We start from the raw sequence: 26,398 nt of genomic DNA on the forward strand, positions 1-26,398 counted from the left end.
TCGACCGGCCAGTGCGCGCCTTCTCCGGGGGCGAGTTCGGCGACGATCTCGACCCTGTCGCCGGGGATGACGCAGGTGGAGCCGGGTCGGTGCGTGCCCCGGCGAGGGCCGTCCGGACTTCGGGGCCGTGCACTTCCTGCGGCAGCGGCGGGCCATGCGTAAGCGCCTCTGCCAGATCTGCGGAGGCAAGCCCGCTGACGCCGAGTCGATGCGGTGGCTTCTGGGCAGGCGGGAGTATGAGGAGAACCCGTGGCCTGCGGCCGTCGTGACGTCGCACCCGCCGGTCTGCCCGCCGTGCGGGGACAGGGCGGTCCGCGCGTGCCCGCACTTCCGGCGCGGCCATGTGGCCTTGCGGGCGACGAAGACCTCCCTTGCCGGGGTGCGGGGCGTCCTCCACGTGCTCGGACCCGCCGGGCCGGTGTCCACCGAGGCCGTGTCGGTCGGCTACGACGACCCGCGCATCCGCTGGGTGCGGGCCGCTTAGCTACTCATGAGCCTGGACGACCACACCGTCTCCGTGCTGTGAGCCGGGGTCAGCGGCGGCGGGTGGTGAGAAGGGTGACCAGGCCCCGGAAGGCTCGGTCGTCGAGGGTGCCGAAAGGGTTGTCGTGGACGATGTAGGTCCAGGTCGCCGTGGGGCGTTGGACGCCTGCCGACGCCAGGTCCAGGCCGTCCGGGCCCGGTTCCAGGGAGTTGAAGGTCTCCACGGCTGATGTGCGGGCCTCTTCCGTGAGGCGTTTGCCTGCTGGGACGGCCTCGCGGTTGAACTCGACCAGGGGGTCCAGGCCGCGGCCCAGGGAGCGCAGGTGGATGCCCTCGCGGAGGTCGGTGAGGTAGGCGAGGTGGTCGGACCAGGCGCGGTCGAAGTGGTACAGGACGATCTGGCGGGACGCCTCGGCCACCTCTTCCGCCGACGTCTCCCCGACCAGGTGGGCGTGGTGGTCCTTCGCGCGTTCGCGTAGCAGGTCGTCGGCGTGTGAGCCGGTGAGGGCCTTGGCGCGGTCCTTGAGGAACGCGCCGCGCTGGAGGCCGATCAGGTGGTTGTAGCGCCACGTGTTGCGGTGGATCTCCAGGTCGACGCCCTCCGCGACGCGCTGGGCGTGCCCGGCGATCCAGTGCGCGTTCTTGTCGGTGATGGAGCCGTCGTCGGCGACCGTGCCGCCGTAGGACTCCTCGGGGGCGTAGCGGGTGATCAGGTCGTCCTCCAGGGACGCCAGGAACACCGAGCCGCCCGGGTCGCCCTGGCGGCCCGCCCGGCCGCGGAGCTGGTCGTCCAGGCGGCTGGAGTGGTAGTGGCCGGTGCCGATGACGAGCAGGCCGCCCGCGTCGGCGACGGCGTCGTGCGCGGAGCCGTCCGGGCCGCCGAGGCGGATGTCGGTGCCGCGCCCGGCCATCTGCGTCGACACCGTGACGGTGCCCGGCGCGCCCGCACCGGCGATGATCGACGCCTCCTCGGCGTCGTTCTTGGCGTTGAGGACGACCGGGTCCAGGCCGGCGCGGCGCAGTCGCGTCGCCAGCCGCTCGGACGCCGCGACGTCCAGCGTCCCCACCAGCACCGGACGGTTCGCGCGGTGCGCCTCGTCGATCAGCTCGACGACGGCCGTCTCCTTGTCGGCGACGGTCGCGTACAGCAGGTCGGGACGGTCCTCGCGGACACGCGGCCGGTTCGGCGGGACGACGACGATGTCCAGCTCGTAGAACTCGCGGAGCTGCCCCGCGACGGCGAGGGCCGTGCCCGTCATCCCGCACCGCACCGGATACCGGTTGATCAGTTCCTGCACGGTCACCAGGTCGAGGATCTCGCCGCCCGGCGACGCCTCCAGCGCCTCCTTGGCCTCCACGGCCGCCTGGAGGCCGTCCGGCCAGCGCTGGAGCAGCGCGACGCGGCCGCGCGACTCGCTGATCAGCTTCACCTCGCCGTCGCGCACGATGTAGTCGACGTCGCGGTGGAGCAGCACCTCGGCGTGCAGGGCGAGGTTGACGCCGGTGAGCGTGCCGAGGTTGTCCGCCGCGTACAGGTCGATTCCGCCCAGGGCGCGCTCCACGGCGCGGGCGCCGTCGGACGTGAGCTGGACGTTCCGGGCGTCCTCGTCGGTGGTGTAGTCGCGGCCGGGGCGCAGCCGCCGGGCGAGGTCGGCGTGGCTGGGCGCGGCGGCGGCGCCGTCGGCGGCACCCGCGAGGATCAGCGGGACCATCGCCTCGTCAACCAGGACCGAGTCGGCCTCGTCCACCAGCGCGACGCCCGGCTCGGGCAGCACGACCGCGCCGGGCGAGGTCGCGAGGCGGTCGCGGAGCAGGTCGAAGCCGACCTCGCTGACGGGCGCGTACGTGACGTCGGCGCCGTAGGCGGCGCGGCGCTCGTCCGGCGTGGACTCCTGCGTGACCCAGCCGGACGTGACGCCGAGCAGGGCGTGCAACGGAGCCATCCACGCGGCGTCGCGGCGGGCCAGGTAGTCGTTGACGGACAGGACGTGCACGCGCCGCCCGCGCAGCGCGTGCCCGGCGGCGGCGAGCGCTCCGGCGAGCGTCTTGCCCTCGCCGGTGGCCATCTCGGCGACACGCCCGGACAGCAGCGCGAGGACGCCGACGAGCTGCACGTCGAACGGCCGTTCACCCAGCGCGCGGTGCGCGGCCTCGCGGCCGAGGGCGCAGAACTCCGCGAGGTCGGCGTCGGAGGTCAGGCCGCCGTCGCGCAGCGCCGCGACGGCGTCGGTGAGGGCGGCGTCGGTGAGCTCGCGCACGTCGTCCTCGCGCGCTCCGGCGGCGTCGACGACGCGGCGCAGCGGCCCCGTGTCGGCCGACCCGGGCTTCTGCGCGAACCGACGCAGCCGATCCCGCAACGCCATGTGTTCCTCCCCCGAACGACGGATGGACGATCCCGGACGTCCCGGGCATCCAGGACCGGAGTCCTTACCAGGTCGCACCTCCATTTCCTCCTTACGGCGGATTCGGAGGCGACCTGTCGCCTGACAGAATCCGGAGCGTACGGGGTTGCGGCGGGCCGGGGAAAGCCCGCCGCGGAACGGGGAGTTCTCATGACACCGACGGCCCGGGCCGCCGCAGCGCAGCGGCGGCGCCGACAGGTCATCAACCGCACCGTCCTGGATCGCGCGATGCACGATCCACGGCGCGTCACACCGAGGCCCGCGGCTCCGGCCGCACCCGCCAAGTGACCGCCGGGACCTGACATCCACGGGGTCGTACCGACCCCGCCCAGGCGCCGAACACCGCCCGCACGGTGTCCGGCGCCGTCGTGTCTCCACCGTCTGTCCCGCGCGACGGGCCCGACGTCCGCGTTCTTGCTGGGTCAGGTGTCGGTGGAGAAGACGGCGTCGCGGGCCTGTTCGAGGGCCGCGTGCAGGGCGCCGCGCAGTACCGGGTCGCCGTCGACGCGGGTGACGGTGACGGTGGGGCGGGTCGGGCTGAGGCGGGCCACGACGGACTCGATGCGGGAGGCGAGCGGGGTGCCGCCCGCCGCGCCGAGGTTCCCGGACAGGACGACGAGGCCCGGGTCCAGGACGATGTTCACCGACGTCACGCCGTACGCGATGCGGTCGGCCAGCTCGTCCAGGAAGGCGCCGCCACGGGATTCGTCGGCGGCGGCCGCCGCCACGCACTCGACGGCCGTCGGCTCGGTGAGGCCGTGGGTGTGGGCCAGGCGGCGGACGGCGTCGGCGCCGACGAGCGAGCCGTAACCGCCCGCGAGCGCCGGAATGCCCCACGACGTCGACTCGGTGACGCCCTGGCCGTCGCGGCGCGCCCCGCCGACCGGCAGCGGCGCGCCGGGCACGGGCAGGTAGCCGATCTCGCCCGCGCCGCCGGAGCGGCCCCGGTGCAGGCGCCCGCCGAGCATCACCGACAGGCCGATGCCGCGGTCCAGCCAGACGAGCGCGAAGTCCTCGGCGTCGCGCGCGGCCCCGTAGGCGCGTTCGGCGACGGCGGCGAGGTTCACGTCGTTCTCGATCGTCACCGGACGGCGCAGGTCGGTGCGCAGCGCGGCCAGCACGCCCTCGTGCCAGCTCGGCAGGTCGAACGAGAACTGGACGTCGCCCGTGCGCGGATCGACGACGCCGGGCGACCCGATGACGAACGCGCTCAGCTTCGCCAGCGCCACCCGCGCCGACCGGCACGCCTTCACCACCGCGCTGTGCACCAGTTCCACGGGTTCGGACGACCCGTTGGGATCGACGGTCACCTTCGCGATCACGCGCCCGGTGATGTCGGCGACCCCGGCCGTGACGCCCCCGGGGCCGACTTCGAGACCCGCGACATAGGCGGCCGACGGCACCACCGCGTACAGCGCGGCGTTCGGGCCGCGCCCTCCGGCCAGCTCTCCGGCCGCCTCGACGAGCCCGCGTTCTTCGAGCCGGGACAGTAGCTGGGAGGCCGTAACTTTGGAGAGACCCGTCCGCTCGCCGATCTGCGCCCTGGTCAGCGGCCCGTCGCTGACCAGCAGATCCAGGGCGGCGCGGTCGTTCAACTGCCGCAGCAGGCGTGGTGTCCCCGGCCGTCCGACCATGCTCGTACCCCTCGATGTCTCAATCCGCTAACGAGCGTTTTGTTTAGGAAAGTTTCTTGTTAGTTTACGCCCAAGCCGACTGGCGAGCAGGGCGCCCGCGAGCGGTGCGGAGGAAAACGGGCATGGTCGGACCCTACTGGGGCCCGACGAGGTGGTGACGCTCCGCCCGCGAGGCGAAGCCGGAAAGGAACCCCCAGTGAAATTCATCAAGATTGCGGCCGCGACGGCCGCGATCGCCCTGGCCGCCACGGCCTGCGGCGGCGACGACGGCGACTCGGGCACCGAGGAGAAGAGCCCGGCGACCCTCAAGGTCTGGATGATGGGCGAGGGCACGCCCGAGCAGACCAAGTTCCTCGACGACGTCGAGACGGACTTCAAGAAGACGCACCCGAACACCGACGTCCAGGTCAAGTACGTGCCCTGGCCGCAGGTCGCCACCACGTTCCAGAAGGCCGCCGCCGGCGGTGAGGGCCCGGACGTGACCGAGCTGGGCAACACCGACGTCCAGTCGCACATCGAGCAGGGCAGCCTCCTCGACATCGGCGACCGGTTCGACAAGTGGGCCGACGGCAAGACGCTGAGCAAGGCCGCCCTGGAGAACGACCAGAGCGGCGGCAAGACCTACGCCGTGCCGTGGTACGGCGGCGTCCGGGGCGTCTGGTACCGCAAGGACTGGTTCGACAAGGCCGGCATCCAGCCGCCCAAGACCTGGGACGAGCTGGCCGCCGCCGCCAAGAAGATCCAGGACGAGAACAAGGTCCCCGGCATCGGCGTCCCGAGCGACCAGACCAACGCCCTGCTCAGCTTCATCTGGGGCAACGGCGGTGAGGTCGCCGTCAAGGAGGGCGACAAGTTCACCGGCAAGCTCGACCAGCCGCAGGCCAAGGAGGCCGTGGACTTCTACGCGGGCCTCGTCGGCAAGCAGAAGGTCGCCCCGGAGAAGTACGTCGGCAAGAACGAGCTGGACGGCCCGCAGCGCGACTTCGCGCTCGGCAAGCTCGGCATGTACTTCGACGGCTCGTGGGCCCTCAAGGAGATGAAGAAGATCTCCGCGAAGGACGCCGACAACTGGGCGGTCTTCCCGATCCCGTCCAAGGCGGGCGGCAACGCGCCGGTCATGGCGGGCGGCTCGGACCTGGCCGTCTGGAAGGACACCAAGGCCGCCGGCGCCGCGTTCGACTACATCACGGTGCTGAACAACGCCAAGAACGCCAAGGCGTGGGCCGACTACAGCGGCTTCTCCTCGATGCGCTCGGACGTCAAGTTCTCCGACCCCAAGCTGGAGATCTTCACGACGATCGCCGGCAACACCAAGTTCCCGCCGATCAGCGCGGGCTGGGGCGAGTTCGAGCAGGCCAAGAAGGTCCTGCCGAACGCCGTCAAGGCGATCATGCAGGGCAAGTCCCTCGACGACGAGCTGAAGAAGGCCAACGAGCAGGCCAACACCCTGCTGAACCCGTAGCCAGGACTGCCGCGCGAACGGACTGAGGTTCATGCTCGACACCGCTCCCGCGGTGCGCGAGGCGCCGGGCCGGAAGACCTCCGGCCCGGCGCGTCGGCGCCGCCGGCCCCGGCTGGGGCCCTACCTGCTGATCGCACCGACGGTGCTGGTCATCGCCGTGCTGATGTTCTGGCCGATGATCCAGATCGTCATCATGTCCTTCCAGAAGGTGGGCAACCGCCAGCTCCGCGGCGAACCCGCCGAGCAGGTGGGCGCGGAGAACTTCTCCACGATGCTCTCCGACCCGCTGTTCTGGCAGGCGCTGAAGCACACGGTGCTCTTCGCGGCCGTCGCCGTGTCGCTGACGATGCTCGTCGGCACCCTGGTCGGGCTGCTGCTCAACCGCCTGGGCAAGCGGATGTCGAACGTCGTCGCGGGCGGCGTCATGGTCGCCTGGGCCACTCCCCCGGTGACCGCCGCGATCATCTTCTCCTGGCTGTTCGGCTCGACCGGCGGCCTGGTCAACTGGACCCTGGACCTGCTGCCGGACTGGCTCGTCGGCTCCGGCTGGGACGACTACAACTGGTTCTCCACGCCGCTCGGCACCTACACGGTGCTGACGATCTGCGTCGTCTGGCAGGCGTGCCCGTTCATCGCCGTGTCGGTGCTGGCGGGGCTGAAGAGCGTCCCGAGCGAGCTGTACGAGGCGGCGCGGGTGGACGGCTCGGGCCCGTGGCGCTCGTTCTGGAGCATCACGTTCCCGATCCTCAAGCCGATCTTCCTGGTGCTGCTCGTGATGTCGATCATCTGGGACTTCAAGGTCTTCACCCAGCTCTTCATCATGTCCGGGCTCGCCAACCGCGACGCGTTCAACCTGTCGCTGTACGCCTACGCCGAGGCGTTCGGCTCGCTCAATCCCAAGCTCGGCATGGGCTCGGCCATCGCGCTCGTGCTCACCGTCATCCTGCTCGCCGTCACCGCGGTGTACGTGCGGGTCATGGTCCGGCAGGGGGAGACGAAGTAATGCGCACCACCCGACTCCGCAGGATCGGCGTCAACGCCGCCGGCGTCCTGGTGTTCCTCGCCGCCGTCTTCCCCGTCTTCTGGATGGTGACGACCGCCTTCAAGCCCAACACCGAGATCTTCTCCACGACGCCGCAGCCGTTCCCGTCGAACCCGACGCTCGAACACTTCGACTTCGTGATCAACGGCGGCATCGCCGAGCAGTCGTTCTGGGTCTACTTCCGCAACAGCCTGCTGCTGGCCCTCGCCACCGTCGTCGTGTCGAGCCTGCTGGCCCTGCTCGCGGCCACGGCCGTCGCGCGGTTCCGGTTCCGCTTCCGCACGACGTTCCTGATCATGCTGCTCGTGGTGCAGATGGTGCCGTGCGAGGCGCTGGTCATCCCGCTGTTCCTCGACCTGAAGCAGCTCGACCTGCTCGACACCTACGCCGGGCTCACCCTCGTCTACATCGGCTTCGCGGTGCCGTTCGCGATCTGGATGCTGCGCGGCTTCGTGGCGGCCGTCCCGAAGGAGCTGGAGGAGGCGGCGGCGATCGACGGCGCGGGCCCCTTCCGCACGTTCTTCACCGTGCTGCTGCCCCTTGTCGCGCCCGGCCTCGTCGCCACCAGCATCTTCTCGTTCATCACCGCCTGGAACGAGTTCATTTTCGCGTTCACGTTCCTCAACGACCAGGAGAAGGCGACCTTGCCGATGATGATGCAGTTCTTCTTCGGTCGCAGCGGGAACGCGTGGGGCCCGATCATGGCGGCGTCGACGCTGCTCACGATCCCGGTGATCGTGTTCTTCCTCGCGGTGCAGCGCAAGATGGTCTCCGGGCTGACCGCCGGGGCGGTGAAGGGATGAGCGACGAACTGTCCCGGCTGGCCCGCGCCGCGCTGCTGCCGGGTTTCGCGGGCGCGACCGCGCCCCGCTGGCTGCTGGACGAGCTGGAGCGCGGCCTCGGCGGCGTCACCCTGTTCGCCATCAACGGCAACGTGCGCGGCACCGACGAGCTGGCGGCGCTCACCGCCGCGATGCGCACGGCCGCGAACGCCCCGATCGTCACGATCGACGAGGAGGGCGGCGACGTCACCCGGCTCGGCGGCCACGTCGTCGCGAGCCCCTACCCGGGCAACGCGGCGCTCGGCGCCGCCGACGACCCGGAGCTGACCCGGCGCGTCTACCGCTCGCTCGGCGCCGAGCTGGCGCAGGTGGGCGTGACGCTGAACTTCGCGCCGTCGGTGGACGTCAACACCGCCGACGACAACCCGGTCATCGGCACCCGCGCGTTCGGCTCGGACCCCGAGCTGGTCGCCCGGCACGCCGCCGCCGCCGTCACCGGGACGCAGGAGGCGGGCGTCGCCGCCTGTGCCAAGCACTTCCCGGGCCACGGCGCGACCGTGCAGGACTCGCACCTGGCCGTCCCGCTCGTGGACGCCGACGCCGGGCTGCTGGACCGGCGCGAGCTGGTCCCGTTCCGGGCGGCGATCGCCGCGGGCGTGCGGGCCGTCATGACCGCGCACCTCAACGTCCCGGCCTACGCCCCGGGCGTTCCGGCGACCCTCGCCCCTGAGGTGATCACCGGGCTGCTGCGCGAACGGCTCGGCCACCAGGGCGTGATCGTCACCGACGCGCTCGACATGGACGGCGCCAGCGGCGCCATCGGCATCCCCGAGGCGGCGGTGCGGGCGCTCATCGCCGGGGTGGACCTGCTGTGCCTCGGCCCGCGCGAGCACGAGGAGTCGCTGCTGGCCGTCGTCGCGGCGATCGAGGCGGCCGTCCGCGCCGGGCGGCTGCCACTGGAGCGGCTGGCCGACGCCGCCGCCCGCACCGCCAAGCTCGTCCCCGCTCCCCCGGCCTTCGGCACGGCCGTGGACCGCGACGCGGGCCTGGACGGCGCCCGCCGCGCGCTGCGGGTCACCGGCGAGCTGGCCGGGTTCAGCGGGACGCCGCTGGTCGTCGAGCTGGCGGCGTCGGGGAACATCGCGGTCGGCCCGACGCCGTGGGGGCTGGCGCCCTACGCGGCCGAGGCCGTCCGCGCCGAGGGCGCGGCGCGGGAGGCGCCCGGGCTGCTGGACCGGGCGAGCGGACGCGGCCTGGTGATCGTCCTGCGGGACGCGCACCGCCACGAGGGCCAGCGGACGCTGGCGACGGCGCTGCTGGCCGAGCGGCCCGACGCCGTCCTGGTGGAGATGGGCCTGCCCGTCTGGCGGCCCGAGGGTGCCGTGCACGTGGCGACGTTCGGCGCGACGGACGCCAACGCCCGTGCCACCGCCGAGCTGCTCGGGCTCACCGCCACCGGGTGAGACGCCGCGAACGGCCCGGCCACGGGGACGCCGGGCCGTTCGCACCGTTCCATGACGCCCCTAAGCCCGACCAGTCAGATCGGCAAGGGATAATAACCACATGCGATTGTCCGCACGGGTCGACTACGCCCTGCGCGCCGCGGCCGAGCTGGCCGTCGCCGGAGACCGTCCGGTGACAGCCGTCCAGCTCGCCGAGGCGCAGCAGATACCGCCCAAGTTCCTGGAGAACATCCTCGGCCAGCTCCGGCGCTCCGGCCTGGTGCGCAGCCAGCGCGGCCCCGAAGGGGGGTACTGGCTGGCCCGCCCCGCCGCCGACATCTCCCTCGCCGACATCATCCGCGCCATCGACGGGCCGCTGCTCGGCGTCCGGGGCGAACGCCCCGAGCACGTCGGCTACGAAGGTCCCGCCCGGTCGCTCCAGGAGGTCTGGATCGCGCTGCGCGCCAGCGAGCGCGGCATCCTGGAACGCATCTCCCTCCAGCACGTCGCCTCCGGCGAACTGCCCGCTCCCGTCCGCAAACTCACCGAAGATCCCGCCGCCTGGGAAAGCCCCTCCTTCCTCTGACGTGCCCGAAGGCGACGTCGTCTGGAACACCGCCCGGCGCCTGCGCGAGGCGCTCGCCGGGCGGGTGCTGACGCGCTCGGACTTCCGCGTCCCCCGCTACGCCACCGCCGACCTGCGCGGACGCGCCGTGCTCGACGTCGCCTCGCGCGGCAAGCACCTGCTCGTCCGCGTCGAGGGCGGCGCCACCATCCACGTGCACCTGCTGATGGACGGCGAGTTCCGGGTGCGCCCGGCCGGTCCCCCGCCGCGCGGCCACCGGGTGCGGCTCGTCCTGGCCAACGAGGAGTTCCAGGCCGTCGGCAGCTCGCTCGGCATCCTGGAGCTGCTGCCGACCGCCGACGAGGACCGCGTCGTCGGCCACCTCGGCCCCGACCTGCTCGACCCCGGCTGGGACGCCGCGCTGCGCGACGAGGCCGTCCGGCGGCTGGCCGAGCGGCCCGAACGCCCGATCGGTGAGGCCGTCATGGACCAGACGCGGCTGGCGGGGATCGGCAACGTCTACAAGTCCGAGCTGCTGTTCCTGCGCGGCGTCCAGCCGTGGACGCCCGTCGCGGACGTCGCGGACCTGCCCGGCCTGGTCGATCTCGCGCACCGCCTGCTGGACGCCAACAAGGCCCGGCACGGCCACATCACCACCGGCGACCGCCGCCCCGGCCGCGAACATTGGACCTACGGCCGCTACGACCGGCCGTGCCGCCGCTGCGGCACCCGCGTCCGCCGCGCCTACCAGCCCTCCGAGGCGGGCGACCGCTCAACCTACTGGTGCCCCCGCTGCCAGCCCGAGCGGTGACGCGCGCCCGCTAGCCGGGCACCACCACGGCGCGGCCGCGTAGGTCGCCGTGTTCGAGGCGGGCGTACGCCTCTTCGACGGCGGTCAGGGGGAACAGTTCGACCTCGGTGCGGATGACGCCGCGTTCGGCGAGGGCGACGATCTCCTGGAGGTCCGCGATGGTGGAGCCCTGGAAGACGAAGACGTCGCCGTCGCGGGGCAGGCCGCCGAACCACGGGGACGGGAACGAGCCGCCGGACGAGCCGACCAGGCCGAACGCGCCGCCCCAGCGGACGGCCGACAGCCCGGCGGTGATCGTCTCGTCCACGCCGACGAGGTCCAGGACGGCGTCGGCGCCGCGCCCGTCGGTGAGGTCGGCCACGGCCTCCATCGTCAGCTCGGTGCAGACCTCGTCGGCGCCGAGGTCGCGGGCCAGCTCCAGCTTGCCCGGGTTGGTGTCGACGGCGACGACGCGCGCCCCGGTCAGCTCGCGCAGGAGCTGGATCGCGAACGCGCCGAGCCCGCCGGTGCCCAGCACGACGGCGACGCCGCCCGGGTGGACGCGCGGCAGCACGCGGCGCACCGCGTGGTAGGCGGTGGCGCCCGCGTCGGTGAGCGGCCCGGCCGTGCGCGGGTCGAGGGTGCGCAGCGGGATCACGTCGCGGACGCTGCCGACCAGCACGTACTCGGCGAGACCGCCGTCGCCGCCGTACCCGCGTCCCGCGAGCCCGTACGGGCAGATGCTGTCGAGGCCGCGCACGCAGTACCAGCACACCCCGCACGACGACGGCGACACCAGCGCGACCGCGTCGCCCTCCGCCACGCCGAGGACGCCGTCACCGAGCGCGGCGACGCGTCCCGCCGTCTCGTGCCCGAGCGTGAACGGCGCCTCCCACCCCAGCGCCTCGCCCATCTCGCGCGGCATCCCCATCAGCGCCAGGTCCGAGTGGCACAGCCCGCACCCGGCGACCTCCACCAGTAGCTCCCCCGGCCCCGGCTCGGGCACCGGGACGTCCACCAGCCGGGGCGTCTCCTCCCACCGCTCGATCCGGTACGCGCGCATCGGAACCCCCTTGTCCCCGTGCCTGCCCCTCCATCACATCACGATCACGCCCGGGCGTTCGGGCGGGGGCCGCCGGTGCGGGGGCGGTAGAAGGAAGCATGCGCGTCGTGACGTGGAACGTGTGGTGGCGGTTCGGGCCGTGGCGGCGGCGCCGGGAGGCGATCCGGGCGGTGCTGGCGGCGGCCGGGCCCGACCTGGTCGGCCTGCAGGAGGTATGGGGCGACGAACGGGACAACCTCGCGGGCTGGCTCGCCGCCGAACTCGGCCTGCACTGGACGTGGGCGCCGTTCGCGTCCTCGGCGCGCTGGCGCGACCGGGCGCCCGGCGACGGCTGCGACGTCGGCGTCGCCGTGCTCAGCCGGTGGCCGATCGCCGACCGCGAGGTGCTGTCGCTGCCCGCGCCCGGTGGCGCCGGAGACGGCCGTACCGCGCTGTACGTGCTCGCGGACGCGCCCGACCCCGTTCCGTTCTTCACGACGCACCTGGAGGCGCCGCCGTGGGCGTCGGGGACGCGGATGGCGCAGGTGCGGGAGCTGGTGCCGTTCGTCGCGGCCCACCAGGGCGCGGCCGGACGCGGCCCGATCGTCACCGGCGACCTCAACGCCGTGCCCGACTCCGACGAAGTCCGGCTGCTCGGCGGCGTCCGGACGGCGCCGGTCGTGCCGCAGATGAGCCTCCAGGACGTCTGGGGCTACGCCGATCCCGCCGACCCGGGCACGACGTGGCGCAACGGCAATCCCTACGTAAAGCCGGGTAATCCGGACGCCCGCATCGACTACATCCACGTCGGCGGACCGCACGCCGTCACCTCGGTCGGCCTGCTCGGCGAGCGGCCCGTCGACGGCGTCTGGCCGTCCGACCATGTCGCCGTCGTCGCCGACCTGGCCGAAGCCCCGGACACGGCGAAGGCCCCGGCGTGAAGCCGGGGCCCGTCGGTGTCGCGGGATCAGGAGGTCTGCGCCTGGAACATCCAGTGCTGCTTCTCCAGCTCCGAGGTGATCGAGATCAGCAGGTCCTGGCTGACGGGGTCGGGCTCGTCCGTCGCCGCGACGCGCTCACGGAAGCGGGTGATGATCTGCGCGAGCGTGTCCGTCACCGCCGCGACCACCTTGTCGTCGGCCAGGTAGCCGGCGTCGAGCTGGTCGATCTCGGTGCGGTCGGCCACGGTGCGGACGCGGGCGTCGGGGTTGACGCCGATCGCCACCGCGCGCTCGGCCACGTCGTCCATGCCCTCGCGGGCGAGATCGACGATCTCGTCGAGGTGCTCGTGGACGACCTTGAAGTTGCGCCCGGTCAGGTTCCAGTGCGCCTGCTTGGCGAACAGCGACAGATCGACCAGGTCGATCAGCGCGCCCTGGAGCGCCTGCCCCGTGGCCTTCCGCGCCTGCTCGTCGAGCGGGCTCTTGATCGTCGCCATGAGGGGCTCCTTCCAACGTCGTTCCGGTCATCCGTTACAACGTCTGGCCTCCCCGTCTATGCCGCGATTACTCGTGAAGCCGCCCACAAAGGGCACCCTCACCTGCGGCGATTCCCGGACGCCGCGCGGGGGCGCCGCGCCTCACGGGCGCGGCGGCGGGCCGCACGCGGGCATCGCGAAGCCACGCGTGCCGCGAGCCGGGCGCCCGGTCAGGCGGCGACCATGTCCGGGCGCAGCTCGCCGGTGATCTCCTCCGGCGTGGCCGGAATGCTCTCGGAGATCCGCTCGTGCTCGGGCGCGCCCGCCATGACGGGCTCGTGCTGCAGCTCGGCGAGGGCCAGAGCGTCCGCGACCTCACGCAGCACGTGACTCAGCGGCACTCCGAGCGCCTTGCAGATCGAGGCGAGCAGCTCCGAGGACGCTTCCTTCTGTCCCCGTTCGACCTCGGACAGGTATCCGAGGGAGACCCGCGCAGCAGCGGACACCTCACGGAGGGTGCGTCCCTGGCGCAGCCGCAGCTGCCGCAGTACGTCACCGAGCAGCTGGCGAAGCAGGACCATCGTCTCGCTCCCTCCCTCAGTTCGGACCATCTGCCGCTTCCACCGTACCCGCCTGGGGGGTGGCCGTGGCAGACCGTCGATTTCGTGTTCGCTCGCAACGTAACGCGGTAATCAACCCTTCTCTTCCCGATCTTGACCGTCCGCGCCGGTCAGCGGCCCGGGACCGAGTCCGAGCAGTGTACGTCGTACCAGGTCAAGGGCGCAGACCACCGTCATCCGCCGGATGATCGCGCGCACCTCGGGGCCGGAACCGGTCACCGGCAGTGGCGGCCTCACCACGGTCAGGGAATCGCCGGGTCCGGCCACGGCGACGAAAACCGTGCCGACCGGCTGCCCGTCCTGCGGGTCGGGACCGGCGACGCCGGTCACCGCGACGCCGTAGGCCGAGCCGATCCGGTCGCGGACGCCGGTCGCCATCGCCGCCGCGACGTCGGGGTGGACGGCGCCGTGCGCGTCCAGCAGCTCCCGGGGGACGCCCAGCAGCCGGTGCTTGGTCTCGGTGGCGTAGGTGACGATGCCGCCCGCGAACGTCGCAGACGACCCCGCCCGCCCGGTCAGCTCCGCCGCGATCAGCCCGCCGGTCAGCGACTCGGCCGCCGCGATCGTCGCCCCGCGCTCCTCCAGCAGGCCGCTGATCACCGCGACGAGCGGTTCGTCGCCCATGCCGTACACCGTGTCGCCGAGCAGTTCGCGGACGCGTTCCTCGGCGGCGTCGAGCGCCGGGCCGGGATCGTCGCCGGCGGTCGTGATCCGCACCAGCACCTCGCCCGGCGCCGGCAGGTACGCCAGCCGCACCCGCGGCATCGCCTCCACCGGGGCGAGCCGGTCGGCCAGGACCGACTCCCACACGCCCGCCGTGCGCAGGGTGCGCCGGGCCGCGACGGGCAGCCCGGCGCGCTCGATGATCTCGGGGAGGACGCCGTCCTCCATGATCGACCGCATCTCCGGCGGGACGCCCGGCAGCGCGAACACCACGCCGCCGCGCAGCTCGACGCGCAGGCCCGGCGCGGTGCCCGCCGAGTTCTCCAGCGTCGTCGCGCCCGCGGGCACGTCGGCCATGCGCAGCGTCATCGGCCGGAACCGCTCGCCGCGCGCCCGCAGCCGCTTCTCGATCTGCGGATCGCGGACCAGCTCCACCCCGGCGGCCTTGGCGAGCGCGTCCCGCGTGAGATCGTCGTACGTCGGGCCGAGACCGCCCGTGGTGACGACGACGTCGGCGCGGCCCAGCGCGGCCGTCAGCGCCGCGACGATCGCGTCGAGGTCGTCGGGGACGACGACGCTGCGCGTCAGCTCGGCGCCCACGTCGGCCAGCCGCCGCCCCATCCACGCCGCGTTGCCGTTGACGACGTCACCGAGCAGCAGTTCGTCCCCCACCGTGACCAGTTCGACCCGCACGGCACCCCTTCCGCTGTCCCTCCTCCGAACCTATCGCCCCGGGACGACGGAACGCCCTGCTAGACGCGGGCGGCCCGGCGCATCCGCCACGCCTGGAGGACGTAGTCGAGGCCGGTCACGGTCGTGACGACCACCGCCGCCGCCATGAGCGTCCAGCGGACCGGGTCGAGCGGGCCGGGCAGCAGCATCGCCGCGATGGCGAGGACCTGGAGCATCGTCTTGAGCTTGCCGCCCTTGCTCGCCGGGATCACGCCGTAGCGGATGACGACGAAGCGCAGCAGCGTGATGCCGATCTCCCGCACCATGATCACGATCGTGACCCACCACCACAGCTCACCGAGCGCCGACAGCGTGACCAGCGCGGCGCCGGTCAGAGCCTTGTCTGCGATCGGGTCGGCGATCTTGCCGAAGTCGGTGACGAGCCCGTACTTGCGCGCCAGGTCGCCGTCGATCTTGTCGGTGACCGACGCGACCGCGAACACCGCGAACGCGCCGAGCCGCCAGCCCAGGCCGTCCTGGACGAGCAGCCAGACGAACAGCGGGACGAGCGCGATGCGCAGCAGCGTCAGCAGGTTGGCGACGTTGTAGACGCTCGGCGGAGGCGGCGCCGCCGGATCGGGGGAACCCGCGACGGGCTCCGGCGTGCCCGCCGTCACGAGACGGCCGCGACCAGGTCGACACCGTCGCTGCCGGTGACGCGGACCCGGACGATCTCGCCCAGCGGCAGCCCGTCGCCGTGGACCAGCACGGTGCCGTCGACCTCGGGCGCCTGGTGCTCGCCCCGGCCCTCGGCGGCGCCGTCGTCGGCCTTGTCCTCCAGCAGGACGTGCAGTTCGGTGCCGACGCGGTCCTCGGCGCGCTGCGCGGTCAGCTCGTCGGCCAGCGCGGTCAGCTCGGCGACGCGGCGGTCGACCTCGTCCTGGTCGACCTTGCCGGGCAGGGTCGCGGCCTCGGTGCCGTCCTCGTCGGAGTAGCCGAACACGCCGACGGCGTCGAGCCGCGCGCCGGTGAGGAACGCGGCCAGTTCCTCGTAGTCGTCCTCGCTCTCGCCGGGGAAGCCGACGATGAAGTTGGAGCGCACGCCCGCCTCGGGGGCCAGCGTGCGGATGCGGTCGAGCAGTTCCAGGAACCGCTCGCGGTCACCGAAGCGGCGCATCGAGCGCAGCACCGGACCGCTGGCGTGCTGGAACGACAGGTCGAAGTAGGGCGCGACGCCGGGCGTGGCCGCGATGACCTCCAGCAGGCCGGGGCGCAGCTCGGCGGGTTGCAGGTAGCTGACGCGGACGCGGTCGACGCCGTCGACCGCCGCCAGGCTCGGCAGCAGCTTCTCCAGCGCGCGCAGGTCTCCGAGGTCCTTGCCGTAGGAGGTGGAGTTCTCGCTGACGAGCACCAGCTCGCGCACCCCGTGCCCGGCGAGCCAGCGGGCCTCCTCCAGGACCTCCGCCGGCTGCCGCGAGACGTAGGCGCCGCGGAACGCGGGGATGGCGCAGAACGTGCAGCGCCGGTCGCAGCCGGACGCCAGCTTCAGCGGCGCGACGGGCCCGCCGCCGAGGCGGCGGCGCAGCACGCGCGGCCCCGACTCCGGCGCCAGCCCGGCGGGCAGGTCGGGCGTCTCGCCGTGGCCGGGGATCGCGACGGCGGGCGCGGACGCGTGCCGCTCGACCGGGCTGATCGGCAGCAGCGTGCGGCGGTCGCGCGGCGTGTGCGCGGCGTGCGCGCGGCCCTCCAGGACGTCGTTGAGCCGGTCACCGATGTCGGTGTAGTCGTCGAAGCCGATGACGGCGTCGGCCTCGGGCAGCGCCTCGGCCAGCTCCGCGCCGTACCGCTCGGCCATGCAGCCCGCGGCGACGACCTTGGCGCCGGAGTCGTGCGCGGCCAGCAGCGTGTCGATCGAGTCCTTCTTGGCGGCCTCGATGAAGCCGCACGTGTTCACCACGACGACGTCGGCCCCGTCGGCGGACTCGGTGAGATCCCACCCGGCGCCCTCCATCCGGGCGGCGAGCTCTTCGGAGTCGACCTCGTTGCGGGCGCACCCGAGCGTGACGAGAGAGACGGTACGGCGTGTGGACATAGGGTTAAAGGTAATGGCGCGGCGGAGTCCTGACGAACCGTCGGGCGGTCTACGCGGGCTCGGGGTCCTTCGGGGTGAACTTCAGCCGGACGGCCGCGCCGTTCTTGGCCGGGTAGCCGAGGTTCTTGCCGTTGACGGTGAGCTTCACGCCGCGCCCGTTGCCGATCTCGATGACAATGCGCTTGGACGCCTTCCACTCGCGGACGACGCCGGCCTTGAGCACGCCGGTGTACAGCTCGCGGTTCTTGTCGCCGCGCACGCGCACCCACGTCATCTCGCGCGCCTTGACGCGCAGCTCGACGGCCTCGGGCGCGGGCGCGGGGGCCGCGTCCTGCCGGGGCGGCGGCGTGGTGGCCGGAGCGGCGGACGGCGTCGTGGCGACCTGGCGCGCGGTGTGCTGCGCGCTGCCGCCCGAGCCGAAGAGCTGGAAGACGCCGACGAGCACCAGCACGCCGAGCGCGACGCCCATCGCGGCCGTCCAGTTCGGGGCGCGCCGCTCCTTGAACGCGACGGGCCGCTCGGGCTCGAACGCGGTGAGCACCGACACCGGCGCGGGCGCGCCGCCGTTCGCGTCGTCGAACGCGCGGACGAGCGGCTCGGGGTCGGCGCCGACGACGCGCGCGATGCTGCGGATGTGCCCGCGCGCGTAGAAGTTGCCGCCGCACGAGGTGAAGTCGTTCTTCTCGATGGCGCGGATGACGCTTTCCCTGATGCGCGTCTGGTGGCTCACCTGGGTGACCGTGAGACCGGCCTGCCGTCGTTCCTCTGCCAAGGTCTCACCGATGCTCACCCGAGCCTCCTCCCGCAGTGCGACGTTTCCAGTCTAGGAACCGGGATGCCCGCTGGGCGACCGGCGACACGTGCGATCAAGGGCAAGATTTCGCATCTATTGTCCGATCCCCCGCAACATCACACCGAGCCCCGCACATCGGCCAGCACTCCGGCCAGCTCGTCGGGTTTCACGAGGACGTCCCGTGCCTTGGAGCCCTCACTGGGACCGACGATGTCGCGGCTCTCCATGAGGTCCATGAGGCGTCCGGCCTTGGCGAAACCGACGCGGAGCTTGCGCTGGAGCATCGACGTCGAGCCGAACTGCGTGGTGACGACGAGTTCGATGGCCTGCACGAGCACGTCCATGTCGTCGCCGATGTCCTCGTCGATCTCCTTCTTCGGCCCGGCGACGTCGGTGACGTCCTCGCGGTAGACCGCCTCCATCTGCGCCTTGCAGTGGTCGACGATGCTGGTGATCTCTTTTTCGGCGACGTAGGCGTTCTGGAGCCGCATCGGCTTGCTGGCGCCCATCGGCAGGAACAGCGCGTCGCCCTGCCCGACCAGCTTCTCCGCGCCGGGCTGGTCGAGGATGACGCGGCTGTCGGCCAGCGACGACGTCGCGAACGCCAGCCGGGACGGCACGTTCGCCTTGATCAGGCCGGTGACGACGTCCACGCTGGGCCGCTGGGTGGCCAGCACGAGGTGGATGCCGGCGGCGCGGGCGAGCTGGGTGATGCGGACCACCGAGTCCTCGACGTCGCGGGGCGCGACCATCATCAGGTCGGCCAGCTCGTCGACGATCACGAGCATGTAGGGGTAGGGCGCGTAGACGCGCTCGCTGCCGGGCGGCGGGACGAGCTTGCCCGCCGCGACGGCCTTGTTGAAGTCGTCGATGTGCCGGAACCCGGACGCGGCCAGGTCGTCGTAGCGGCGGTCCATCTCGCCCACGACCCATTCGAGGGCTTCGGCGGCCTTCTTCGGATTCGTGATGATCGGCGTGATCAGGTGCGGGATGCCCTGGTACATCGTCAGTTCGACGCGCTTGGGGTCGACCAGGATCATCCGGACCTCGTCGGGCGTGGCCCGCATGAGGATCGAGGTGATGAGGCCGTTGATGCACGTTGACTTACCGGCGCCGGTCGCGCCGGCGATGAGGATGTGCGGCATCTTGGCGAGGTTCGCCACGACGGTGCGGCCCTCGACGTCCTTGCCGAGCCCGACGATCATCGGGTGGTGCTCGTTGGTCGCGGCCGGGGAGCGCAGGACGTCGCCGAGGCTGACGATGTCCTTGTCGACGTTGGGGATCTCGACGCCGATCGCGGACTTGCCGGGGATCGGGGAGATGATCCGCACTTCGGGGCTCTTGACCGCGTAGGCGATGTTGCGGGTCAGCGCGGTGATCTTCTCGACCTTGACGGCCGGGCCCAGCTCGATCTCGTACCGGGTGATCGTCGGGCCACGGGTGAAGCCGGTGACCTGGGCGTCGATGTTGAACTGCTCCAGCACGCCGGTGAGCGCGCTCACCACCTGGTCGTTGGCCTTGGTGCGCGGCTTGGCGACGCTGCCGGGCCGCAGCTCGGCCGGGTCGGGGAGCTGGTAGATCTCGCCGGACGACGAGAGCGGGAGCTGTTCGCTGCGGCGCGGCGCGGGCGTCGGGTCGCGGACTTCGGGACGCTCGGGCGCGGGCGGTTCCGGCGGCGCGTCCACGTCGGCGGGCGGCGGGGGCGGGGGGACGTCGAACGGGTCGGGGTCGAACAGGTCGTCGGCCAGGTCGCGGCCGGACGGCTCGGACGGCTTGCCGTCCTCGTCGAGCAGCGGCGTGTCGTAGGGGCGCGAGTGCTCCCCGACCTCGACCTCGGGCTCCTCGGGCTCGTCCTTGGCCTTGCGGCGGCGGCGCGGCGCGGGGGCCTCGCCGTCGACGACCTCCTCGGGGGTGGGGCGCTGCTGGAGCGTGGCGACGGCCCAGAGTTCGGCGAGCCGGTCGGGGACGCGGGCGATCGGCGTCGCGGTGACGACGAGCAGCCCGAATCCCGACAGCAGGAGCAGCAGCGGCACGGCGACCCAGCCGGACAGCATCGCGTCCAGCGGGCTGCCGACGAGCCAGCCGACGACGCCGCCCGCGCCGCGCACGCCCGCCATGTCCTCGGCGGGCGAGGGCAGCCCGAACGCGATGTGCACGATGCCGAGCACGCCGACGCCGAGCGCGGTGAGGCCGATGACGACGCGGCCGGTCTCCTCGGCGGGCGGCGGGTTGCGCAGCGCGCGCCAGGCCAGCAGCACCAGCAGCACGGGCAGGCCCATCGCGAGCACGCCGAGCCCGCCGCGCACGACCTGCTCCAGCGCACCCGACACGGCGCCCTGGGGCGTCCACCAGGTGACCGACGCCAGCACGATCGACGCGCCGAGCAGCGCGAGCCCGAGCCCGTCGCGGCGGTGCTCGGCGTCCAGGCCCCGCGCGCCCTGGCCGAACGCCCGGAACAGCGACCCGACCGCGTACGCGGCGACCTGCCACAGTTTGAAGACGAGTTTGACCGCGCCGAAGATCAGATTGGGGATCGGCTCGGCGGGCGGCGGCGCCTTCTTGCCCCGCGCCGCGCCACCGCGCGTGTTCTTGGCGGGAGGCTTGCGCGGCGCCGGAGGCTTGGCCCCGGCGGGCTTACGACCCGCACCGCTCCCGGCACGGGAGGAAGATTTCGCCCCACCGGACGCACGTGTGGCCATACTGACCAGCGTAACCAAGCACCTTGCGCCTACCCGGCCACACCCGAGCCCCGGGCGTGTCGCCCCACAAACCCCGAACCCCAGACACCCACGTAGACACGAACCGCGCAGCCACATACACGCGAACCGCCCGGTTCAGAACCGCGCAGTGACGCATACACCCGAACCACCCGGACCAGGACCGCGCAGTGACGCATACGCCCGAATCACAGGGGTCCGAGCCGCGCCGCAACGTATACACGCGAACCACCGGGTCAGGGCCGCACCGCCGCAGGGGGCATGATCCTCCGGACCGAAGGGAGGATGATCATGCCCCCTGCGGCGGTGCCAAGAAGGCCCTGACCCCCGCCGTGCCGAAGGCGCGGCCAAGCAAACAGGACCCCGCCGCGACGGAGTCGCGGCCATAAACTAGACCTCGACCACCGCTGGGATGATCATTGGGCGGCGGCGGTAGTTCTCGTTGACCCATTTGCCCGCCGTGCGGCGGACGAGCTGGCCGATCTGGTGGGTGTCGGTGACGCCCTTGCCCGCGGCCTCGGCCAGGGCGGACTGGATGCGCTCGACGACCTCGTCGAAGTCCTCGTTGGTGATCCCGGCGCCGCGGGCGTGGATCTCCGGGCCGGCGACGACCTTGCCGGTGGTGGAGTCGACGCCGATGACGATCGAGATGAAGCCCTCTTCGCCGAGGATGCGGCGGTCCTTCAGGGAGGTCTCGGTGATCTCCCCGACGGACGAGCCGTCGACGTAGACGTAGCCCGCGGGGACGGCGCCGACGATGCGGGCCTGGCCGTCGACGAGGTCGACGACGACGCCGTCCTCGGCGATGACGATGTTCTCGTTGGGCACGCCGGTGAGCGAGGCGAGCTTGGCGTGCGCCCGCAGGTGCCGCCATTCGCCGTGGATCGGCATGAAGTTGCCGGGCTTGGTCATGTTGAGGACGTACAGCAGCTCGCCCGCCGACGCGTGCCCGGACACGTGCACGAGCGCGTTGCCCTTGTGCACGATGCGGGCGCCCCAGCGGGTCAGCCCGTTGATCACGCGGTTGACGGCGTTCTCGTTGCCCGGGATGAGCGAGGACGCGAGCATGACGGTGTCGCGCTCGGTGATGCGGACCGTCTGGTGGTCGCGGTTGGCCATCCGGGACAGCGCCGACATCGGCTCGCCCTGCGAACCGGTGCACACCAGGACGAGCTGGTCGCCCGGGATGTGCTCCAGTTCCTTCTGGTCGACCATGACGCCGTCGGGCACCGACAGGTACCCCAGCTCACGCGCGACGCCCATGTTGCGCACCATCGACCGGCCGATGAAGCAGACCTTGCGGCCGTTGGCGACGGCGGCGTCGAGCACCTGCTGGACGCGGTGGATGTGCGACGCGAAGCACGCGACGATCAGCCGCTCCTGCGCGGTGCGGAACACCTCGTCGACGACGGGGCCGATGTTGCGCTCGCTCGGCACGAACCCGGGGACCTCGGCGTTGGTGGAGTCCGAGAGGAGCAGGTCGATGCCCTCGGCGCCGAGCCGGGCGAAGCCGGGCAGGTCGGTGAGGCGGCCGTCCAGCGGAAGCTGGTCCATCTTGAAGTCGCCGGTGGCCAGGACGAGCCCGGCCGGGGTGCGGATCGCGACCGCCAGCGCGTCGGGGATGGAGTGGTTCACCGAGAGGAATTCGAGCTCGAACGGGCCGAGCGTGCGGTGCTCGCCCTCGGCGACGACCTGCGTGTTCGGCTTGATGCGGTGCTCGACGAGCTTGGCCTCCAGCAGCGCCAGCGTCAGTCGCGAACCCACGATCGGGATGTCGCGGCGTTCGCGCAGCAGGTACGGCACCGCGCCGATGTGGTCTTCGTGGCCGTGCGTGAGGATGATCGCCTCGATGTCGCCGAGGCGGTCCCTGATGTACTCGAAGTCGGGCAGGATCAGGTCGATGCCCGGCTGCTCGGTCTCGGGGAACAGCACGCCGCAGTCCACGATCAGCAGCCGACCGCCGAACTCGAACACGGTCATGTTGCGCCCGATCTCGCCGAGGCCGCCTAGCGCGACGATGCGCAGGCCGCCGGGCGGCAGCGCGGGCGGGGCCGACAGGTCGGGATGCGGGTGACTCACGCGCCGTCGACCTCCGGAATGCTCACCTCTGGCACTTTGACTCCCCCTATCGTGAGGTCTTCGCGCAGGCGCGCCGCGAACTCCGGCGGGGCCTCCACCAGCGGCAGGCGCACGGCGCCACCGCCCGGAAGGCCCAGCAGGTTCAGCGCGGCCTTGACGGCGATGGCGCCCTGCGTACGGGTCATGATGGCGGTGACCACGGGCAGCAGACGCCGGTGAATGGCCAGCGCCCGCGCCTGGTCACCGGCACGGTGTGCGTCGATCATCTCATGCAGCTCGGCGCCGACGACATGCCCGACCACGCTGACGAACCCGGCGGCCCCCACCGACAGCCACGGCAGGTTGAGGTTGTCGTCGCCGGAGTACCAGACGAGATCGGTGTTGGCCATGACGAGCGAGGCGCCGAACAGGTCGCCCTTGGCGTCCTTGACGGCCAGGATGCGCGGGTGCTCGGCGAGGCGCAGCAGCGTCTGCGTCTCGATCGGCACCCCGGCGCGGCCGGGGATGTCGTAGAGCATGTTCGGCAGCGCGGTCGCGTCGGCGACGGCGGTGAAGTGCCGCAGCAGCCCCTCCTGCGGGGGCTTGTTGTAGTACGGCGTGACGACGAGCAGCGCGTGCGCGCCGGCGGCCTCGGCCTGCCGGGCGAGCCGCAGGCTGTGCTCGGTGTGGTTCGTGCCGGCGCCGGCGACGATGATGGCGCGGTCGCCGACGGCTTCGACGACGGTGCGCACCAGGCGCTCTTTCTCGTCGTCGGTGGTGGTGGGCGACTCGCCGGTGGTGCCGTTGACGATGAGGCCGTCGTGCCGCTGCTCGTCGACCAGGTGGGTCGCGAGGCGGGCCGCCCCGTCGTAGTCGACGCCGCCGTCGGGCAGGAACGGGGTGACCATCGCGGTCAGCATCCGCCCGAACGGCGCCTCGCTGGTTGTGCTCGGTGCCATGGACGAACGGTATCGCTCCGGCGTCGCCGCTTGGACCCGCAGGTACCCACGAGAAGGTCTCATCTTCGGCAGCGGGCCGGGGGCGCGCGTCCGCGCCGTGGCGCCGGGGAAGCCGCCGCCCACGCTCGGGGGTACGGGGGCGACGGCTTCGTTCACCTCATCGGAACTCGGTTGCGCCGCGTTACGGCGCGGGCCGGGCGGGGGCGTGCCGAACGCCGGGACGCCCTCCGGGACGGCCGCGCGCGGCGGGCCGGGTCCGTCCGTCAGCGATGCTGGCGGAGCGGGTTCAGTTCCCGGAGCCTCGAACGCAGCTCCTCGACGGAGAGGCTGCGGACGAGATCGTTGCCCCGCACCGCCCACCAGTGTCCCGAGCCGCCGCGCCCGACTCGCCATCCGGCGAATTCGGAGGCCAGGTCCCGGAGGTGGTCGGTGTCGCGCCACGCGGTCTGCTGAATCCCCATGCGCGTCCCCACTTTCTACCCTCTGCGGTGGTGTTTCCCTTCTTGCGAATACCCCCGGAAACGTGACCTATACCCCGTCTCTGACCAGCGAGGAATGGTATTTAGGAACGTGACAAAGGGGATGACCCAAACGTCACCCTTGGGTGACCCGGCGGCCAGGCAATCACCGGCTGTCCGGCACCCATTTCGCACGGTACCGTGCCCATTCGCCACTATCGGTGGTCCAGTCGGCGTAGATCCCGACGCCCCACGGACGCGCCGGGGGACGGTCCAGCGCGTCGGCGCCGCGCCGCACGCCGCGCAGCGCCACGTCCGGCGTCTCGGCCCAGCCGGCCAGCGGTGTGTACGTCGGCACGCCGATGAACACGGTGGTGCGGTCACCGACGAGACGCAGTGTCCACTCGGTGTGCCGGGCGTAGTGCAGGCCCACGAGGGACTGCGTGGGGAGCTGGACGTCGTAGGTCATGATCGCGAGCTGGTCGACGCGGTCGGCGACGGCGCGCAGGAACGCGCCCGTGGGGCGGGCCGGGTAGTGGACCCGGCCGGTGCGGGGCGCGACCGTGTCGAAGACCCGCTGCGCGCCGTCCACCAGTGTCTTCTGTTCCAGCGCGGCCGACAGCAGCCGTCCGCGCGCCCGGGTCAGCGCGCGGGTGCGGTCGAGCAGGTCGAGGAAGGCCCGGTCGTCGGGGAAGATCGGCTCGAAGTCGTAGTGGATGCCGTCGAAGCCGAGGTCGAGGAAGCGGGCGTCGGTGGCGACGACGCGCTCGCGCACCTTCGGGTCGTCCAGGTCGATGACGCCGGAGCCCTCCACGACGCGGATCTGGCCCAGGTACGCGTGGGAGCGCACGCCGGGGGCGTGGCGGCGCATGGCCTCGACCAGGGCGCGGGCGTTGCCGATCTTGGCGGCGGGGACGGTGCCGTCGGCCTCCACGGGCCCGGCGTGGAAATAGACGTCGGTGACGCGCGCCGAGCGCAGCAGGGCGCCGAAACGGCGGTACTCCTCGTCGGCGTGCGGCTCACCGATCCACTGATGACGCGCCCACAACGCGTTGGTGTCCGTTCCCCGGAATCCCGGTTCTCCCTGCCACCACACCCATGCGCCGGAAAGCGCCAGTGCGGCCAATCCCGCAACATACGCTGCAACCCACGCCGAACGTCTCAACCATCTTCGCATCCGGGAATGATTTCATCCGGATCGGTGAACGGGAACTTAAAGGCCGGTGGACCGGCCGGACGGCCCGCCGGTGCGGCGGGCCGTCCGGTGCCCTCAGAAGACCGGGATGACGTCCTCGGGGTCGATGAACTCGACGTGCACGCCGTCGATGTCCAGTTCCGGGATGGCCGGGAACGGGATGCCCCAGCGCTCGACGATCGCGCGGACGCGGGCGATGGCCTGCCGCCAGTTCTCCGCCTGCTCCTCGAACGACAGCACGCCGAGTCCGGCGTCGCGGGCGTGGCCCATGAGGACGCGATGGTTGTGCAGGAAGTAGGGCGGCAGGTCCCAGAAGCCGTCCGGCGGCTCCCACAGGATCATGGACAGGAAGACGAACCCGGCGCGGAGCTGCTTGGTGATCTGCTCCTTGACGTCCTCGGTGAGGCCGGGCCACTCGTTGTCCAGGATCGTCATGCAGATCTGGAGGTGCCGCGACTCGTCCCGGCCGATCTTGGTGAACATCTCCTTGAACACCGGGTGCTCGGTGCCGGACGCCATCCCCCGGAACAGGGTGGACGCGGCCATCTCCCCCATCATGAAGCTGGTGAACAGCACGGCCAGGGAGTACTTGCGCACGGCCGTGCTGTAGCCCTGCCAGTACCGGCCGCCGTTGTGGTAGAGCCAGCCGATGTTGTTGTGGGCGGCGCGCTCCAGGTCGTCGCCGGGCGTCCAGTCCAGCGGGCCGCCGGGCCACAGCCTCGCGATCGAGCGCTGGCAGCACTCCTCGTGGTTCATCTCGTCCCGGGTGATCGAGAAGAAGCACTTGCGGACGGGGTCCTCCTCGTGCTGCTCGAACGCGTGGATCGTCGCGCGGGCGAACACGGCCGGGCCGGAGGCGTCGAAGTTGGCCAGGACGGAGAACCAGTACATGATCCCGAGCCGCTGCTCGCGGGTGAAGTCGCCGGGGTCCAGGCCGTCCCAGGGCAGGTCGGCGGGGTTCCAGAGCATCCGCTTGGACTTCTCGTAGATCTCGGCGAGCCGGTCGGTCTCGACGCGCCACTCCATCGGGTAGATGTTCGGCTGCGGGATCTCGGGGGCGGGCCAGAACCCGCCTTCGGGCACGGACACCTCGGCCATCGGGTTCTCCCG

The 26,398-nt window shown here is 72.2% G+C and carries 22 protein-coding genes; 7 read left to right on the forward strand and 15 right to left on the reverse strand.

All coding sequences use genetic code 11. The features are described from left to right. Positions 1 to 533 precede the first annotated feature (533 nt). Both secA2 and C229_RS0110910 read right to left on the reverse strand, forming a co-directional pair. Positions 534 to 2,846 carry an accessory Sec system translocase SecA2 gene (gene secA2, locus C229_RS0110905; RefSeq protein WP_018655108.1) on the reverse strand — a complete coding sequence of 771 codons (2,313 nt, stop codon included), beginning with the start codon at positions 2,844 to 2,846 and terminating at the stop codon, positions 534 to 536. A gap of 461 nt (positions 2,847 to 3,307) precedes the next feature. Next, positions 3,308 to 4,519: an ROK family transcriptional regulator gene (locus tag C229_RS0110910; RefSeq protein ID WP_018655109.1), complete on the reverse strand. Its 1,212-nt coding sequence runs from the start codon at positions 4,517 to 4,519 to the stop codon at positions 3,308 to 3,310. A gap of 196 nt (positions 4,520 to 4,715) precedes the next feature. Between C229_RS0110910 and C229_RS0110915 the strand changes: the two genes are divergently transcribed. The 6 genes from C229_RS0110915 to C229_RS0110940 all read left to right on the forward strand — a co-directional run bounded on the left by C229_RS0110915 (position 4,716) and on the right by C229_RS0110940 (position 10,623). Next, positions 4,716 to 5,981, forward strand: a complete 1,266-nt coding sequence (locus C229_RS0110915; RefSeq protein ID WP_018655110.1) for an extracellular solute-binding protein — start codon at positions 4,716 to 4,718, stop codon at positions 5,979 to 5,981. 31 nt (positions 5,982 to 6,012) lie between these two features. Further along, positions 6,013 to 6,984 (forward strand): carbohydrate ABC transporter permease, encoded by a 972-nt coding sequence (locus C229_RS0110920; protein ID WP_018655111.1) that lies wholly within the window; start codon positions 6,013 to 6,015, stop codon positions 6,982 to 6,984. Next, positions 6,984 to 7,826 carry a carbohydrate ABC transporter permease gene (locus C229_RS0110925; RefSeq protein WP_018655112.1) on the forward strand — a complete coding sequence of 281 codons (843 nt, stop codon included), beginning with the start codon at positions 6,984 to 6,986 and terminating at the stop codon, positions 7,824 to 7,826. Before C229_RS0110920 ends, C229_RS0110925 begins: the two co-directional genes overlap by 1 nt. After that, positions 7,823 to 9,268, forward strand: a complete 1,446-nt coding sequence (locus C229_RS0110930) for a glycoside hydrolase family 3 protein (protein ID WP_018655113.1) — start codon at positions 7,823 to 7,825, stop codon at positions 9,266 to 9,268. Before C229_RS0110925 ends, C229_RS0110930 begins: the two co-directional genes overlap by 4 nt. Positions 9,269 to 9,368: 100 nt before the next feature. Beyond that, positions 9,369 to 9,833, forward strand: coding sequence for an RrF2 family transcriptional regulator (locus tag C229_RS0110935; protein ID WP_026313666.1), 465 nt, complete (start codon positions 9,369 to 9,371; stop codon positions 9,831 to 9,833). 1 nt (position 9,834) lies between these two features. Further along, positions 9,835 to 10,623, forward strand: a complete 789-nt coding sequence (locus C229_RS0110940; RefSeq protein WP_018655115.1) for an Fpg/Nei family DNA glycosylase — start codon at positions 9,835 to 9,837, stop codon at positions 10,621 to 10,623. A gap of 10 nt (positions 10,624 to 10,633) precedes the next feature. Here the strand turns inward: C229_RS0110940 and C229_RS0110945 are convergent, their stop codons facing one another. After that, on the reverse strand, positions 10,634 to 11,665 hold the full coding sequence (locus C229_RS0110945; protein ID WP_018655116.1) for an alcohol dehydrogenase catalytic domain-containing protein: 1,032 nt from the start codon (positions 11,663 to 11,665) through the stop codon (positions 10,634 to 10,636). A gap of 98 nt (positions 11,666 to 11,763) precedes the next feature. On the opposite strand from C229_RS0110945, the gene C229_RS0110950 reads away from it, so the two are divergent. Next, complete coding sequence (locus tag C229_RS0110950) at positions 11,764 to 12,585, forward strand: endonuclease/exonuclease/phosphatase family protein (protein WP_018655117.1); 822 nt, start codon at positions 11,764 to 11,766, stop codon at positions 12,583 to 12,585. Between the two features lie 26 nt (positions 12,586 to 12,611). Here C229_RS0110950 and C229_RS0110955 read toward each other — a convergent pair whose 3' ends face one another. The 12 genes from C229_RS0110955 to C229_RS0111010 form a co-directional block, all read right to left on the reverse strand. Beyond that, positions 12,612 to 13,082 carry a Dps family protein gene (locus tag C229_RS0110955; protein WP_018655118.1) on the reverse strand — a complete coding sequence of 157 codons (471 nt, stop codon included), beginning with the start codon at positions 13,080 to 13,082 and terminating at the stop codon, positions 12,612 to 12,614. Positions 13,083 to 13,291: 209 nt separating this feature from the next. Continuing rightward, positions 13,292 to 13,642, reverse strand: coding sequence for a helix-turn-helix domain-containing protein (locus C229_RS0110960; protein WP_018655119.1), 351 nt, complete (start codon positions 13,640 to 13,642; stop codon positions 13,292 to 13,294). A gap of 111 nt (positions 13,643 to 13,753) precedes the next feature. Then, positions 13,754 to 15,037 (reverse strand): CinA family nicotinamide mononucleotide deamidase-related protein, encoded by a 1,284-nt coding sequence (locus C229_RS0110965; protein ID WP_018655120.1) that lies wholly within the window; start codon positions 15,035 to 15,037, stop codon positions 13,754 to 13,756. A gap of 59 nt (positions 15,038 to 15,096) precedes the next feature. Beyond that, the gene (gene pgsA / locus C229_RS0110970; protein ID WP_018655121.1) at positions 15,097 to 15,693 is read right to left on the reverse strand and encodes a CDP-diacylglycerol--glycerol-3-phosphate 3-phosphatidyltransferase; all 597 of its coding nucleotides are present in this window, start codon (positions 15,691 to 15,693) and stop codon (positions 15,097 to 15,099) included. Further along, positions 15,690 to 17,108: a 30S ribosomal protein S12 methylthiotransferase RimO gene (gene rimO / locus C229_RS0110975; RefSeq protein ID WP_018655122.1), complete on the reverse strand. Its 1,419-nt coding sequence runs from the start codon at positions 17,106 to 17,108 to the stop codon at positions 15,690 to 15,692. The genes pgsA and rimO overlap by 4 nt, the downstream gene beginning before the upstream one ends. A 49-nt stretch (positions 17,109 to 17,157) precedes the next feature. Next, on the reverse strand, positions 17,158 to 17,898 hold the full coding sequence (locus C229_RS0110980; protein WP_018655123.1) for a helix-turn-helix domain-containing protein: 741 nt from the start codon (positions 17,896 to 17,898) through the stop codon (positions 17,158 to 17,160). A 119-nt stretch (positions 17,899 to 18,017) separates the two neighbouring features. Next, positions 18,018 to 20,600: a DNA translocase FtsK gene (locus C229_RS0110985; protein ID WP_018655124.1), complete on the reverse strand. Its 2,583-nt coding sequence runs from the start codon at positions 20,598 to 20,600 to the stop codon at positions 18,018 to 18,020. A 408-nt stretch (positions 20,601 to 21,008) separates the two neighbouring features. Beyond that, complete coding sequence (locus C229_RS0110990; protein ID WP_018655125.1) at positions 21,009 to 22,697, reverse strand: ribonuclease J; 1,689 nt, start codon at positions 22,695 to 22,697, stop codon at positions 21,009 to 21,011. Beyond that, positions 22,694 to 23,635 carry a 4-hydroxy-tetrahydrodipicolinate synthase gene (gene dapA / locus C229_RS0110995; RefSeq protein WP_081639828.1) on the reverse strand — a complete coding sequence of 314 codons (942 nt, stop codon included), beginning with the start codon at positions 23,633 to 23,635 and terminating at the stop codon, positions 22,694 to 22,696. The genes C229_RS0110990 and dapA overlap by 4 nt, the downstream gene beginning before the upstream one ends. A gap of 263 nt (positions 23,636 to 23,898) precedes the next feature. After that, a complete protein-coding gene (locus tag C229_RS0111000; RefSeq protein WP_018655127.1) occupies positions 23,899 to 24,096 on the reverse strand; it encodes a hypothetical protein in 198 nt (65 codons plus the stop codon). Between the two features lie 163 nt (positions 24,097 to 24,259). Then, on the reverse strand, positions 24,260 to 25,141 hold the full coding sequence (locus C229_RS0111005; RefSeq protein ID WP_018655128.1) for a glycoside hydrolase family 18 protein: 882 nt from the start codon (positions 25,139 to 25,141) through the stop codon (positions 24,260 to 24,262). Positions 25,142 to 25,363: 222 nt separating this feature from the next. Further along, positions 25,364 to 26,386: a hypothetical protein gene (locus tag C229_RS0111010; protein ID WP_018655129.1), complete on the reverse strand. Its 1,023-nt coding sequence runs from the start codon at positions 26,384 to 26,386 to the stop codon at positions 25,364 to 25,366. Positions 26,387 to 26,398 lie beyond the last annotated feature (12 nt).

Source organism: Actinomadura flavalba DSM 45200, assembly GCF_000374305.1.
Classification (GTDB): domain Bacteria; phylum Actinomycetota; class Actinomycetes; order Streptosporangiales; family Streptosporangiaceae; genus Spirillospora; species Spirillospora flavalba.

Excerpts from the sequence above, each read along its gene's own strand:
- secA2 (WP_018655108.1), bottom strand. The coding sequence starts at position 2,846 with ATGGCGTTGCGGGATCGGCTGCGTCGGTTCGCGCAGAAGCCCGGGTCG.
- C229_RS0110910 (WP_018655109.1), bottom strand. The coding sequence starts at position 4,519 with ATGGTCGGACGGCCGGGGACACCACGCCTGCTGCGGCAGTTGAACGAC.
- C229_RS0110920 (WP_018655111.1), top strand. The coding sequence starts at position 6,013 with ATGCTCGACACCGCTCCCGCGGTGCGCGAGGCGCCGGGCCGGAAGACC.
- C229_RS0110925 (WP_018655112.1), top strand. The coding sequence starts at position 6,984 with ATGCGCACCACCCGACTCCGCAGGATCGGCGTCAACGCCGCCGGCGTC.
- C229_RS0110930 (WP_018655113.1), top strand. The coding sequence starts at position 7,823 with ATGAGCGACGAACTGTCCCGGCTGGCCCGCGCCGCGCTGCTGCCGGGT.
- C229_RS0110935 (WP_026313666.1), top strand. The coding sequence starts at position 9,369 with ATGCGATTGTCCGCACGGGTCGACTACGCCCTGCGCGCCGCGGCCGAG.
- C229_RS0110945 (WP_018655116.1), bottom strand. The coding sequence starts at position 11,665 with ATGCGCGCGTACCGGATCGAGCGGTGGGAGGAGACGCCCCGGCTGGTG.
- C229_RS0110950 (WP_018655117.1), top strand. The coding sequence starts at position 11,764 with ATGCGCGTCGTGACGTGGAACGTGTGGTGGCGGTTCGGGCCGTGGCGG.
- C229_RS0110955 (WP_018655118.1), bottom strand. The coding sequence starts at position 13,082 with ATGGCGACGATCAAGAGCCCGCTCGACGAGCAGGCGCGGAAGGCCACG.
- C229_RS0110960 (WP_018655119.1), bottom strand. The coding sequence starts at position 13,642 with ATGGTCCTGCTTCGCCAGCTGCTCGGTGACGTACTGCGGCAGCTGCGG.
- rimO (WP_018655122.1), bottom strand. The coding sequence starts at position 17,108 with ATGTCCACACGCCGTACCGTCTCTCTCGTCACGCTCGGGTGCGCCCGC.
- C229_RS0110985 (WP_018655124.1), bottom strand. The coding sequence starts at position 20,600 with ATGGCCACACGTGCGTCCGGTGGGGCGAAATCTTCCTCCCGTGCCGGG.
- dapA (WP_081639828.1), bottom strand. The coding sequence starts at position 23,635 with ATGGCACCGAGCACAACCAGCGAGGCGCCGTTCGGGCGGATGCTGACC.
- C229_RS0111000 (WP_018655127.1), bottom strand. The coding sequence starts at position 24,096 with ATGGGGATTCAGCAGACCGCGTGGCGCGACACCGACCACCTCCGGGAC.
- C229_RS0111010 (WP_018655129.1), bottom strand. The coding sequence starts at position 26,386 with ATGGCCGAGGTGTCCGTGCCCGAAGGCGGGTTCTGGCCCGCCCCCGAG.